Source organism: Enterobacter cloacae complex sp. P12RS, assembly GCF_014895875.1.
Taxonomy (GTDB): Bacteria; Pseudomonadota; Gammaproteobacteria; order Enterobacterales; family Enterobacteriaceae; genus Enterobacter; species Enterobacter bugandensis.
Map to the genome: position 1 here is coordinate 107,107 of NZ_JADBQO010000005.1, position 13,352 is coordinate 120,458.

General features: G+C 54.4%; 12 protein-coding genes. 7 read left to right on the forward strand and 5 right to left on the reverse strand.

Features of this window, described 5'->3' with window-relative positions; all coding sequences use genetic code 11:
- The 4 genes from IM284_RS02435 to IM284_RS02450 all read right to left on the reverse strand — a co-directional run bounded on the left by IM284_RS02435 (window position 1) and on the right by IM284_RS02450 (window position 4,127).
- On the reverse strand, window positions 1–1,014 hold the full coding sequence (locus tag IM284_RS02435) for an ABC transporter ATP-binding protein (RefSeq protein ID WP_047368652.1): 1,014 nt from the start codon (window positions 1,012–1,014) through the stop codon (window positions 1–3).
- Between the two features lie 17 nt (window positions 1,015–1,031).
- Window positions 1,032–2,177 carry a putative ABC transporter substrate-binding protein YdcS gene (gene ydcS / locus IM284_RS02440; RefSeq protein WP_047368653.1) on the reverse strand — a complete coding sequence of 382 codons (1,146 nt, stop codon included), beginning with the start codon at window positions 2,175–2,177 and terminating at the stop codon, window positions 1,032–1,034.
- A gap of 270 nt (window positions 2,178–2,447) precedes the next feature.
- Entirely contained in the window at window positions 2,448–3,857 is a 1,410-nt protein-coding gene (locus IM284_RS02445) for a PLP-dependent aminotransferase family protein (protein WP_047368654.1), read from the reverse strand.
- 81 nt (window positions 3,858–3,938) lie between these two features.
- On the reverse strand, window positions 3,939–4,127 hold the full coding sequence (locus IM284_RS02450) for a hypothetical protein (RefSeq protein ID WP_028013309.1): 189 nt from the start codon (window positions 4,125–4,127) through the stop codon (window positions 3,939–3,941).
- A 426-nt stretch (window positions 4,128–4,553) separates the two neighbouring features.
- Between IM284_RS02450 and IM284_RS02455 the strand changes: the two genes are divergently transcribed.
- The 6 genes from IM284_RS02455 (at window position 4,554) to hslJ (ending at window position 8,996) form a co-directional block, all read left to right on the forward strand.
- Window positions 4,554–5,036, forward strand: coding sequence for an Hcp family type VI secretion system effector (locus tag IM284_RS02455; RefSeq protein WP_047368655.1), 483 nt, complete (start codon window positions 4,554–4,556; stop codon window positions 5,034–5,036).
- Window positions 5,033–5,512: a DUF2778 domain-containing protein gene (locus IM284_RS02460; RefSeq protein ID WP_072058755.1), complete on the forward strand. Its 480-nt coding sequence runs from the start codon at window positions 5,033–5,035 to the stop codon at window positions 5,510–5,512. The genes IM284_RS02455 and IM284_RS02460 overlap by 4 nt, the downstream gene beginning before the upstream one ends.
- Before the next feature lie 381 nt (window positions 5,513–5,893).
- Window positions 5,894–7,294, forward strand: coding sequence for a cytochrome ubiquinol oxidase subunit I (locus IM284_RS02465; protein ID WP_047368656.1), 1,401 nt, complete (start codon window positions 5,894–5,896; stop codon window positions 7,292–7,294).
- Complete coding sequence (gene cydB, locus IM284_RS02470) at window positions 7,294–8,304, forward strand: cytochrome d ubiquinol oxidase subunit II (RefSeq protein ID WP_045630504.1); 1,011 nt, start codon at window positions 7,294–7,296, stop codon at window positions 8,302–8,304. The genes IM284_RS02465 and cydB overlap by 1 nt, the downstream gene beginning before the upstream one ends.
- Window positions 8,304–8,432 carry a DUF2474 domain-containing protein gene (locus IM284_RS02475; RefSeq protein WP_008501283.1) on the forward strand — a complete coding sequence of 43 codons (129 nt, stop codon included), beginning with the start codon at window positions 8,304–8,306 and terminating at the stop codon, window positions 8,430–8,432. Before cydB ends, IM284_RS02475 begins: the two co-directional genes overlap by 1 nt.
- Window positions 8,433–8,558: 126 nt before the next feature.
- Window positions 8,559–8,996 carry a heat shock protein HslJ gene (gene hslJ, locus IM284_RS02480; RefSeq protein WP_047368657.1) on the forward strand — a complete coding sequence of 146 codons (438 nt, stop codon included), beginning with the start codon at window positions 8,559–8,561 and terminating at the stop codon, window positions 8,994–8,996.
- Here the strand turns inward: hslJ and IM284_RS02485 are convergent, their stop codons facing one another.
- A complete protein-coding gene (locus tag IM284_RS02485) occupies window positions 8,997–9,263 on the reverse strand; it encodes a DUF333 domain-containing protein (protein ID WP_028013313.1) in 267 nt (88 codons plus the stop codon).
- Between the two features lie 271 nt (window positions 9,264–9,534).
- Here IM284_RS02485 and nifJ point away from each other — a divergent pair, with 271 nt between their 5' ends.
- Complete coding sequence (nifJ, locus tag IM284_RS02490; RefSeq protein ID WP_047368658.1) at window positions 9,535–13,059, forward strand: pyruvate:ferredoxin (flavodoxin) oxidoreductase; 3,525 nt, start codon at window positions 9,535–9,537, stop codon at window positions 13,057–13,059.
- Window positions 13,060–13,352: the final 293 nt, after the last annotated feature.

Consider the following 13,352-nt stretch of genomic DNA (forward strand, 5'->3'; position numbering starts at 1 on the left):
TCACCTCTCCTCCTGCAGGCGAATCATCGCCTCGCGCGACCACGACGCCGTGACGGCCTGCCCCGACGCAATGCCGCTTAGCGGCGAGAAATCGCTGAGATTGGCCTGGCTCACCAGCAGTTTTGCACCGTCGGCGAGCCTGAGCTCAAGACGCGTGGCAGCCCCCTGATACTGAACGGCCTGGACGATGCCCTGCACCTGAACCTCACCCCCCTCATTCAGGCGGATATGTTCCGGACGCAGGGAATAGCTGCCCTCCATGCCGCAGATTTTATGCGCAAGGCCTGCATCGAAGACGTTCGAGGTGCCGACAAAACCGGCGACAAACGGCGTGCGCGGGCGCATGTAGAGATCGCGCGGGGTATCGACCTGCTCGATGCGCCCATTATTGAACACCGCCACCCGGTCCGACATGGAGAGGGCTTCACCCTGATCGTGGGTGACGAAAATAAAGGTGATGCCGAGTTCCTGCTGAAGTTTCTTCAGCTCGAACTGCATCTGCTCCCGCAGCTTGAGATCGAGCGCGCCTAACGGCTCGTCGAGCAGCAGGACGCGCGGTTCATTCACCAGCGCCCGCGCGATGGCCACACGCTGGCGCTGGCCTCCGGAAAGCTGCGAAGGCTTGCGGGCGACGGCAAAGCTTAAGCCCACTTTTTCCAGCGCGTCGCGAGCCTGCGCGTGGCGTTTTTTCTTGTCGACGCCTTTCACCATCAGCCCGTAGGCGACGTTATCGAGGATCGACATATGCGGGAACAGCGCGTAATCCTGGAATACGGTGTTCACGTCCCGCTCCCACGGCGGCAGCGCGCTCGCCTCTTTGCCAAAGATAGATATCGTGCCACCAGACAGCTGCTCAAAGCCGGCAATCAGACGCAGGCAGGTGGTTTTGCCGGAGCCCGAAGGCCCCAGCATGGAGAAGAATTCTCCGTCACGAACGGCAATGGTGACCCCATCCACCGCCCGCACGTCGCCGTACAGACGGGAAACGTCATTAAATTCTACCGCGTACGTCATGTTCTGCTCCCGGATGATTAACGGCCACCCATGATGGCGATGTAATCCTGCGTCCAGCGGCTGTAAGGCACATATTTTCCGCCTTCTGCGATGGGGGTTTTCCAGAACATGATTTTGACAAAATAGTTATAGCCGTTGGTTTCACAGCCCTTGTCACCCAGCAGCGTGCTGGCCTTACACCCTTCAGGCACGACGGGCAGCGAGCCAAACCATGCCGCCAGATCGCCCTGCACTTTCGGCGTGAGCGACCAGTTCATCCACTTGTAGGCGCACATCGGGTGTTTTGCCTGCGCATGCAGCATGGTGGTATCCGCCCAGCCGGTCACCCCCTCTTTCGGGAAGACGGTGGCAACGGGCTGGTTCTCGCCCTTCAGGGCATTCGCCTGATACGGCCAGGCGCTGGAGGCCACGACGCCTTCATTTTTGAAGTCGCTCATCTGGACGGTGGTGTCATGCCAGTAGCGGTGGATCAGGGCATGCTGGTCGCGAAGTACTTTGAGCACGGCGGCATACTGTTCTTCAGTGAGCTGATACGGGTCGCTAATACCCAGCTGCGGCTGAGTGGCTTTGACGAACAACGCCGCATCGGCGATATAAATCGGGCCGTCGTATGCCTGCACGCGTCCCTGATTGGTTTTGCCGTCCGGCAGATCCTGCTTCGTAAAGACCACGCTCCAGCTGTCCGGCGGCGTCGGGAAGGTTTTGGTGTTGTACATCAACAGATTGGGCCCCCACTGATACGGCGTGCCGTAGACCTTGCCGCCCACGTTAAACCACTCGCCCTTCACGATGCGCGGGTCAAGGGTTTTCCAGTTGGGGATCAGTTCCGGGTTAATCGGCTGAACGCGTTTTCCCATAATCAGGCGGAGCGAGGCATCACCTGACGCGGTGACAAGGTCGTAACCTCCCTTCGCCATCAGGCTGACCATTTCATCGGACGTGGCCGCCGTTTTAACGTTGACCGCGCAGCCGGTCTCTTTTTCAAACTGGGTAACCCAGTCATAATTTTTATCCGTCTGTCCGCGTTCGATGTACCCCGGCCAGGCGATAATATCCAGTCGGCCTTCCCCGTCGCCAATGGCCTTTGGTGGTTCTGCGGCTTGCGCGGTCATGATAGTCATGCCGAGCGCGCACAGGCTGCTGCGGGCAAATTTTTTGCTCATAAGAGTTACTCCTGTCGCAATGAAATTTAGCGGCAGCCGTGCCGTAAAAATATCTCCCTTATTAAACGTAGACCGCGCAAATGCGCCGCACAGTTCGGCTTAAGGAATTTTCATCAAGGTGTGACCGAGGACGCATTCCCCGTTAACTGGATTATAGACAAGGAGTTAGCCGCGAAAGCCGGTATGCAGATTTCATATGATACGGCACCGCAAAATATTTGCCGTGCCGTCGTCAGGATAAGAAATGATTATTTAAATAAAGGGGAAAAGTTATTCCATCATTGTGCTAATTAATTTACCTAACTGAATGACCGCCTGCTCTTCCCGCTCGCCCCACGCCCAGGACGTATTAAACCGGAAGAACGGCGTCCACGCGTCAGAGGTGGAAAACATCTTTCCGGGCGCAATGCTGATATGGTGCGTTAAGGCCTTTTCGCTCAGCAGCCCCGCGTCCAGCTGCGCAGGTAGCTCCAGCCATAAAAAATAGCCGCTGTCGTTGTGGTGGATTTTGACACCGGCGGGCATATGGCGCAGAAGCGACTGCCACGCCTGTTGTTTTCGCTCGGCGAGGGTTCGTCGCAGGCGACGCAGATGGGCGTCGTAGCGTTTTGTCGCCAGGTAGTCCACCAACGCCAGCTGCATGGGGGAACTGGTTGAAAGCGTGCTCATCAGCTGCAGCTGCTGAATGCGGCGCGCGTGTTTTCCTGCCGCCACCCAGCCGATGCGAAACCCCGCCACCAGGCATTTTGAAAAGGAGGAGCAGTGAAGCGTCATATCTACCCGGTCCCAGGCTTTGGCCGGAAGCGGTTTTTCGCGACCAAAATAGAGCTCGCTGTAGACATCGTCCTCGATCAAAGTGACGTTGTGCTCCGTCAGGAGCGCGACCAGACGCGCTTTTTTTTCCGCACTCAGCGTGAAGCCAAGCGGGTTTTGGCCGTTGGTCATGAGCCAGCAGGCTTTTACGGGGTAGTCGTTCAGCGCCTGCTCCAGCGCATTCAGATCGATACCCTCCCGGACGTCTGTGGCGACCGACAGCGCTTTTAGCTTCAGACGCTCCAGCGCCTGCAGCGCGCCGTAAAAACACGGGTTTTCAACAATCACCCAGTCTCCTGGCTCCGTCACCGCCTGCAAACTCAGGTTGAGGGCCTCAAGGGCGCCTGCGGTAATGACGATCTCGTCCGGCGAGATGTTCATCCCCTGCTGCGCATAACGGCGCGCAATGGCGTGACGGAGTTCAGCGTTACCGGGCGGCAGGTTCTCAATCACGCTCATTGCGGTAGCGGTTTTACTGACGTTTGCCAGCGAGCGGTTGAGCTGCTGAAGCGGGAAAAGCCGGGGGTCGGGAAACGCGGAGGCGAAAGGAACAACGGACGGATCGCGGCTGGCCTGTAAGACCTCGAAGATATAGGTGTTGATATCTACCGCTTCATCACGCATTACCTGGGCAGGCGGCGCAGGCTGTAGTGCGGTCGGGCGCGAGGCAACGTAATAGCCCGACTGCGGCCTGGCGACAATGCGCCCCTGACTTTCCAGCATCTGATACGCGTGGCCAACGGTCATAAAGCTCATGCCGCTGCTTGCCACCTGCTCTCGCAGGGAAGGCAGCTTATCGCCCGGCAGCCAAACGCCAAGCTCAATCTGCGAGATAATTTGTTGCGCCAGACGCTGGTATTTTTTCATCAGATTCTCCTTATTGCCGACAGTGTATATCAGCAGGAGAAAAAGAGAAGATTTTGCTAACTGTTATAGTTTAAGTAAAAATTACTTACGGTACTCGGTAACGTGGCTTTGCGCCTGACGCGCAGCGGCCAGGTGATCGAGCGTGATCATTGACGATTTGCAAAAGATGCATTTCGCACCGAGCGGGTTTTTCTCAGATACATCAAAGACTGAGGTGCGGTACTGCGAGCCATGACAGCATGGGCAGCGGAAATGGATATAAGAAGTCATAGGATTCTCCTGTGAACGTAAAAACGTAAATTACTCATGAGCCGATCAGGCAATAATGGTTTTAAACAAAACTAATCGGAATGTAGATAAAGACCCAAGAGAGGCTGCGGAGAGGCACAACGTGATGAGAACTGCTTTATGAAACTACGTCAGATATTTTTTTGGACTCAAAACCAGAAGACCATTAACGCACGGCGTTGACGACAAAGCAAGCGGTTTAATGCGGAAAATTCATAAAAAGAATGTTTTTATTCAGAAACGCTTAATACGGCACAAAATATTAGAGGGACCAATCTCGATAAAAACATTTATAAATCAAATAAATATAAATATTTTGCATGGCATTTTTTGTCTAATCACCATAACACATTGGGAGTATTAACATTCATTCGATGTACGAACTGTGAAAGAAAAAAGGAGTTTAAGATGGCCATTCCAGCATACCTGTGGCTAAAAGACGACGGTGGAGCAGATATCAAAGGCGATGTCGATGTACAAGATCGTGAGGGCAGTATCGAGGTGTTGGGATTTAGTCATGGTCTGCATCTACCAACAGATAACATGACGGGGAAAATTACTGGTACTCGTATTCATTCAGCTCTCGTTTTTGAGAAGGAATTCGACAGATCAAGTCCCTATCTCTACAAAGCCGTTGCAAATGGTCAGACGCTGAAAGGGGCTGAATTTAAATGGTATAAGATCAACGATTCCGGGCAGGAAGTTGAATACTTCAATATGCAGCTAGAAAATGTCAAAGTCGTCTCTATATGTCCACTCATGCATGACATTAAAAACCCGGCAACGGAGAAGCATAACCATCTGGAAAGTATCTCCCTGCGTTACGAAAAAATAACCTGGAAACACTGTGACGGTAATATTATTTTTTCTGACGAGTGGAAAGACAGATGATTCGGTGCACTTTTCATTTGAATGGCTATCAGCTTTCCACTTTGAGTTGCCCCGGCTTAGGCTTTTTCCCCGCATATTCTGGAAATTCCGGGCATAACAGAAATAATCCTAATGCCGTTGCGACTCCTGAGGTGGGCCCCTTACCCCCAGGACTCTATTATATCGTGACACGTCCACGAGGCGGTTTTGGTACTCACTGGCATGACGCAATTAAAGGGTTAGAAAGCGGATCAAACCGTGACTTTTGGTTTGCTCTTTACCGCCACGATACTCACATTGACGACAGAACTTTTATCAATAACGTTGAGCGTGGTTCTTTCCGGTTACACCCGGCGGGACAGTCTGGGATTAGCAATGGATGTATTACGTTGCCAAATCACTCCCATTACAGAATTCTGATGCATGGTCTACTGGCATCCGGCACGTTTAAAGTTACTGCTGGGTTAGATGCACTTGGAACAATACAGGTATATTGATGAATGCAAAAAAGCATACCCTGACCTGGGTTGTTGAAACATTGATGCTGTTTGTTATTTACTCACTTGTATGTTACTTCATGCCTGATGTATTACTTTATCATCTCTTCACCAGACATTTTGGTTTTATGACTGAACTTGAATGGAGTGAAAGCTATACACTGTTGCTTTTCATATTCTCATTTTTGCTCAATGCCATGTTGATTTACCTCTGGGCATTACGAAAATGAACCTCCCTTGGGCAGAAATATTGCCGCCCAGCAATATAAAGCAAAGGCAGGCAAGAAAACTGTTATAGATAAATAACCCAGGTCTGTCTCTGCAACCCAGCGCTGGCGCGGCTTAGAATGGCATCGACATAATTACATCGCGGAGTTTTGCATGTTTGGTTTAGATGCTTTTCACCTTGCGCGGATACAGTTTGCCTTTACCGTATCCTTTCACATTATTTTCCCGGCCATCACCATCGGCCTGGCCAGCTATCTTGCCGTGCTCGAAGGGCTGTGGCTGAAAACAAAAAATCCGGTCTGGCGCTCGCTGTACCATTTCTGGTCGAAGATTTTCGCCGTCAACTTTGGCATGGGCGTGGTCTCCGGGCTGGTGATGGCCTACCAGTTTGGCACCAACTGGAGCGGCTTTTCGCAGTTTGCAGGCAGCATTACCGGCCCGCTGCTGACCTATGAAGTGCTTACCGCCTTCTTCCTCGAAGCCGGGTTCCTCGGCGTGATGCTGTTCGGCTGGAATAAAGTGGGGCCAGGGCTGCACTTCTTCTCCACCTGCATGGTGGCGCTGGGCACCATTATCTCAACCTTCTGGATCCTCTCCTCGAACAGCTGGATGCAGACCCCGCAAGGCTACGAGATCGTCAACGGTCAGGTGGTACCGGTGGACTGGTTCGCCGTGGTATTTAACCCCTCCTTCCCCTACCGCCTGCTGCATATGTCGATTGCGGCATTCCTGAGTAGCGCCCTGTTTGTCGGTGCATCCGCGGCATGGCATCTGCTGCGCGGGAATAATACCCCTGCCATTCGGGCGATGTTTTCGATGGCGCTGTGGATGACGCTGATTGTTGCCCCCATCCAGGCCCTGGTTGGCGATATGCACGGGTTGAACACCTTAAAGCATCAGCCCGCCAAAATTGCCGCTATTGAAGGCCATTGGGAAAATCCGCCGGGCGAGCCTACCCCACTGCTGCTGTTTGGCTGGCCTGACATGGAGCTGGAACGCACCCGCTTTGGAGTGGCGATCCCGGCGCTGGGTAGCCTCATCCTGACGCACAGCCTGGATAAACAGGTCCCTGCGCTAAAAGAGTTTCCAAAAGAAGACCGTCCTAATTCCACCATCGTCTTCTGGTCGTTCCGCATTATGGCGGGCTTAGGGATGCTGATGATGCTGCTTGGAGTAGTGGCGCTCTGGCTGCGTTATAAAAAGCGGGTTTATTCTTCGCGTCCGTTCCTGTGGTTTGCGCTGCTGATGGGGCCATCCGGGCTGATTGCCATTCTGGCCGGATGGGTCACCACCGAAGTCGGCCGCCAGCCGTGGGTGGTCTACGGACTCCAGCGAACAAAGGATGCGGTTTCAGCCCATGGTGACCTGCATATGAGCGTGAGCCTGCTGGCCTTCTTCGTCGTCTATACCTCGGTATTCGGCGTGGGCTACAGCTATATGGTGCGCCTCATCCGAAAAGGCCCGCAGCCGCATGAATCGTTCGCCACCGAGTCCGATGGACGCCCGGCGCGCCCGCTTTCTGCCGTCACAGCTGAACATAAGGAGCAGCCATAATGGGTATCGATCTTTCCATTATCTGGTTTGTCATCATCGTCTTTGCCACGCTGATGTATATCGTCATGGACGGGTTTGATCTGGGAATCGGTATTCTGTTCCCGGCAACACAAAACGCCGACGATCGCGACGTGATGGTCAACAGCGTCGCACCGGTCTGGGACGGCAATGAGACCTGGTTGGTGCTAGGTGGTGCCGCCCTGTTCGGTGCATTCCCACTGGCCTATGCGGTGATTGTTGATGCTCTGACCATTCCGCTGACGTTAATGCTGATCGGACTTATATTCCGCGGCGTGGCGTTTGAATTTCGCTTTAAAGCCACGCCGGCCCACCGTCCTTTCTGGGATAAGGCGTTTATTGGCGGTTCCGTTCTGGCGACCTTTACCCAGGGGGTGACGGTAGGTGCCGTCATTAACGGCTTTAGCGTCACTGGCAGAACGTATACCGGCGGACCGTTTGACTGGTTTACCGCGTTTAACTTGTTCTGCGGCGCGGGTCTGGTGGTGGCCTACGCGCTGTTAGGCTCAACCTGGCTGGTGATGAAAAGCGAAAATGCGCTGCAGCAGCGGATGCGTGAGGTGTCGAAAACGCTGTTAATCGTGCTGCTGGCGTTTATCGCAGCGATCAGCCTCTGGACGCCGCTGGCGCACCCGGCCATCGCGGCGCGCTGGTTTACGCTGCCGAATCTGTTTTATCTGCTGCCCGTCCCTGCCCTGGTCGTCATGTTTAGCTTCTACCAGTGGCGCTGCCTGAGTAATCCTGACAGCCATGCTCGGCCGTTTATTCTGACGCTGGGGCTAATATTTCTCGGCTTTAGCGGGCTTGGGATCAGCATCTGGCCGCATATCATACCGCCGTCGATCACCCTGTGGCAGGCCGCCGCGCCGACGCAAAGCCAGGGCTTTATGCTGGTGGGCGCACTGTTGATCATTCCCGTTATTCTGGTCTACACCTTCTGGAGCTACTACGTATTTCGCGGCAAAGTTCAGCCTGGGGAGGGTTATCACTGATGCAACAACCTGTCTGGAAAAGATTGCTGTGGCTGGCCATTATCTGGGGCGGCAGCGTACTTGCGCTGGCAGCAGTCAGCATGCTCTTTCGCATGCTGATGACGGCTGCCGGGTTTAAATCGCATTAAACTTCATTCCGGGCAGCCCTGCGCTGCCCGGCACCACCCCGCACTTTCAGATAAACCCCATTAACGCACCGCAGAGTATCGTTACACTGGTAAAAGATTCACAGAATTTATTATTTGAGAAGAAAAATGAAAAAGCTCATCGCGTTAAGTGTTATCAGCCTTGTCCTCAGCGGCTGCGTTAATCCGGGCAAAGCATCCGTTCAGCCGGATCAGCTGAAGAGCCACCGTTTTGTTCTGGAAAACGTGGACGGCAAATCAGTGAAGGGCATGACAACGCAGCCTGAGATCGCTTTTAACGCGCTTCCCGACATTAGCCTCATTGATAACATTAGCGTTTCGGGCCAGATGTGTAACCGCTTCAACGGGCAGGGAAAGCTGTCCGAAGGTGAGCTGAAAGTGAAAACGCTGGCGATGACCCGCAAACTTTGTACCGAACCACAGCTTAACGAGCTGGATCAGGCCATCGGCGACATGCTGCGCAAAGGGGCGCAGGTCGACCTGACTGAAGACCAGCTGACGCTGGCGACGGCCGATAAGACGCTGATGTTTAAGCGAGCACAATAATCAGTAGCTACCGCAGCTTCCAACGGCAAGCGACTGTTCACTGCAGCGTTTGCCGTTTGGCAAGGCGCACATCCCAATAGCCGAACCGTCAAGCTGGCGGGCAACAGACAGCGAGCCGCCAATCATGGCGCAGTTGGCCTGGCCTGAACTGGACATTGCCGCTTTCATTCCCGGCGCCACGTGGGCCGCCGTGGCCTGCTGCACAGGTTCACTGCTACATGCCGACAACAATAACGCGGCACACCCTACCCAAAATGCTGAACGCATGCTCTCTTCCCCGTAATTAGTGCGAAACCTAAGCATAATAGGCATCACATCCCGTGTCGTCGAGAGCGGAAGTGCGTATTTATGCGCCGCTGAAACAATTTCTCGCAATTTTTTCGCCCTAAGTTTGATCTAACCATTGATGGTGGGAATACCGAGGACACAAAAGCGAAAATCGTAAAACCCCCTGTTTGCTAGACTACACAGATAATATTCAGGGTTTGTCGCCTTATGACAGCCCCCTATTTTTTGCGCAATGTAAGGGTGTCGTCCTATGCAAACTATTGACGGTAATGGTGCAGTTGCCTCAGTCGCGTTTCGCACCAGTGAAGTTATCGCCATTTATCCGATCACGCCAAGTTCAACTATGGCCGAGCAGGCGGATGCCTGGGCGGGAAACGGGTTAAAAAACGTCTGGGGCGATGTCCCGAGAGTGGTTGAAATGCAGTCTGAAGCGGGTGCGATTGCTACGGTCCACGGTGCGCTGCAGACTGGCGCGCTTTCCACCTCGTTCACCTCCTCTCAGGGATTGCTGTTGATGATCCCAACGCTGTACAAACTCGCGGGTCAACTGACCCCCTTCGTCCTGCACGTCGCGGCGCGTACGGTGGCCACCCACGCACTCTCAATTTTTGGCGATCACTCGGACGTGATGGCCGTGCGCCAGACCGGGTGCGCGATGCTGTGCGCCAGCAGCGTTCAGGAAGCGCAGGACTTTGCCTTAATTTCGCATATCGCCACGCTTAAAAGTCGCGTTCCGTTTATTCACTTCTTTGATGGTTTCCGTACCTCTCACGAAATCAACAAAATCGTCCCGCTGGCGGACGAGACTATCCTGGATCTGCTGCCACAGGCGGAAATTGACGCGCATCGCGCCCGCGCCCTTAACCCGGAACATCCGGTAATTCGCGGGACATCGGCAAACCCGGATACTTATTTCCAGTCACGCGAGGCCACAAACCCGTGGTACAACGCGGTTTATGACCACGTCGAGCAGGCAATGAATGACTTTGCCGCCGCAACCGGACGCGAGTACAAGCCGTTCGAATACTACGGCCATCCGCAGGCCGAGCGCGTGATTGTGCTGATGGGATCTGCTATCGGCACCTGTGAAGAAGTCGTTGACGAGCTGCTGACCCGCGGCGAAAAGGTCGGCGTGCTTAAAGTGCGTCTTTACCGCCCGTTCTCGGCTAAACATCTGCTCTCTGCCCTGCCGGAAAGCGCGCGTACCGTGGCGGTGCTCGATCGAACCAAAGAGCCTGGCGCACACGCGGAACCGCTGTATCTTGACGTGATGACCGCCCTCGCTGAAGCCTTTAATAACGGCGAACGTGAAACGCTACCGCGCGTTATCGGCGGTCGCTATGGCCTGTCTTCCAAAGAGTTTGGCCCGGACTGCGTGTTGGCCGTGTTTAACGAGCTAAGGGAAGCGAAACCCAAGCCGCGTTTCACGGTCGGCATTTATGATGACGTAACGAATCTTTCCCTGCCTCTACCGGAAAATACCCTGCCTGCGACAGCCAAACTTGAAGCGCTGTTCTACGGCCTGGGCAGCGACGGCAGCGTCTCGGCCACCAAAAACAACATCAAGATCATCGGCAATTCAACCCCGTGGTACGCGCAGGGTTACTTCGTCTACGACTCCAAGAAAGCCGGCGGTCTGACCGTTTCTCACCTGCGCGTCAGCGAGCAGCCCATCCGCTCGGCCTACCTTATTTCTCAGGCCGACTTTGTTGGCTGCCATCAGTTGCAGTTTATCGACAAGTACCAGATGGCTGAGCGCCTGAAGCCCGGCGGTATTTTCCTCCTCAATACGCCATACAATGCGGATGAGGTCTGGGCGCGCCTGCCGCAGGAAGTACAGACGGTGCTGAATCAGAAAAAAGCCCGATTCTATGTGGTTAACGCGGCGAAAATTGCTCGCGAATGTGGCCTGGCCGCGCGTATTAATACCGTCATGCAAATGGCCTTCTTCCATCTGACCAATATCCTGCCGGGCGACAGCGCGCTGGTGGAACTTCAGGGCGCCATCGCCAAAAGCTACAGCAGCAAGGGGCAGGAGCTGGTAGAGCGAAACTGGCAGGCGCTGGCGCTGGCGCGCGAGTCGCTGTTCGAGGTGCCGCTGCAGCCGGTCAATGACGCCAGCCCGAATCGCCCTCCGGTGGTCTCGGATTCCGCACCTGATTTCGTGAAGACCGTCACGGCCGCCATGCTGGCCGGGCTGGGTGACGCCCTGCCCGTCTCTGCGCTGCCGCCGGACGGAACCTGGCCGATGGGCACCACCCGCTGGGAAAAACGCAACATCGCCGAAGCGATCCCCATCTGGAAAGAAGAACTCTGTACCCAGTGTAACCACTGCGTCGCGGCCTGCCCGCACTCGGCCATTCGCGCCAAAGTGGTGTCACCGGAAGCAATGGAAGATGCCCCGGCCAGCCTGCACTCTCTGGATGTAAAATCCCGCGACATGCGCGGCCAGAAATACGTTCTGCAGGTCGCACCGGAAGACTGCACCGGGTGTAACCTGTGCGTTGAGGTCTGCCCGGCAAAAGATCGCCAGAACCCGGACATCAAAGCCATCAATATGATGTCGCGCCTTGAACACGTTGAAGAAGAAAAAGTGAATTATGACTTTTTCCTGAACCTGCCGGAAATCGATCGCAGCAAGCTGGAACGCATTGATATTCGTACCTCGCAGCTGATCACGCCGCTGTTCGAGTACTCCGGCGCCTGCTCCGGCTGCGGTGAAACGCCGTACATTAAGCTGCTTACCCAGTTGTACGGTGACAGGATGCTGATTGCCAACGCCACCGGCTGCTCGTCTATTTATGGCGGTAACCTGCCCTCCACGCCGTACACCACCGATGCGAATGGGCGCGGTCCGGCATGGGCAAACTCGTTATTCGAGGATAACGCCGAATTTGGCCTGGGCTTCCGACTCACCGTTGACCAGCACCGCGCGCGTGTGATGCGTCTGCTTGAACAATTTGCCGATAAGATCCCGGCTGAACTTAACGCGGCGCTACATGCAGAAGCCACGCCAGAGGTTCGTCGCGAGCAGGTAGCTGCACTTCGCAGCGCACTCAAGGGAATTGACGGCGCTGAACAGCTTCTGACCGACGCTGACGCCCTGGTCGAAAAATCGATCTGGCTGATTGGCGGTGACGGCTGGGCCTACGACATCGGCTTTGGCGGGCTGGATCATGTGTTAAGCCTGACCGAAAACGTCAACATTCTGGTTCTGGATACGCAGTGTTATTCCAATACCGGTGGGCAGGCATCGAAAGCCACGCCGCTGGGCGCCGTCACCAAATTTGGTGAACACGGTAAACGCAAGGCACGTAAGGATCTCGGCGTGAGCATGATGATGTACGGCCACGTTTACGTCGCGCAAATCTCGCTGGGGGCGCAGCTTAACCAGACGGTGAAAGCCATTCAGGAGGCTGAAGCGTATCCAGGGCCGTCGCTGATCATTGCCTACAGCCCGTGCGAAGAGCATGGCTACGACCTGGCCCTCAGCCACGATCAGATGCGTCAGCTGACGGCCACCGGCTTCTGGCCGCTCTACCGATTCGATCCGCGCCGTGCGGACGAGGGCAAATTACCGCTGGCGCTGGATTCACGTCCGCCGTCAGATGCCCTGGCAGAGACGCTGATGCAGGAACAGCGCTTCCGCCGTCTGAATGCGCAACAGCCTGAGGTGGCAGAACAGCTCTGGAAAGACGCCGCCGAAGATCTGCAAAAACGGTATGACTTCCTGGCACAAATGGCGGGTAAAGCCGAAAAATCAACCAGCGACTAACTCCACTGCCCGGCTTGTCCGGGCATTTTTTTGGCATAAAAAAACCCGGTGTTTTCACACCGGGCAGATCCAGATAATTTATGAATATCTATTTAGTTTCCCGAATAACATTCACAGCAATTATGGATAAATAATCTTAAAGGCATATAACGGCGCAGAGATTACCTGATTCAATCACCAATTAATAATTTTTATTTAATATGAATCATTTTCAATCATTCACCACAACAATGATCATTTCCGCGGATTTATTCCTTTGAGATTTTACTCAATTAGTAACAATTATATTTTAT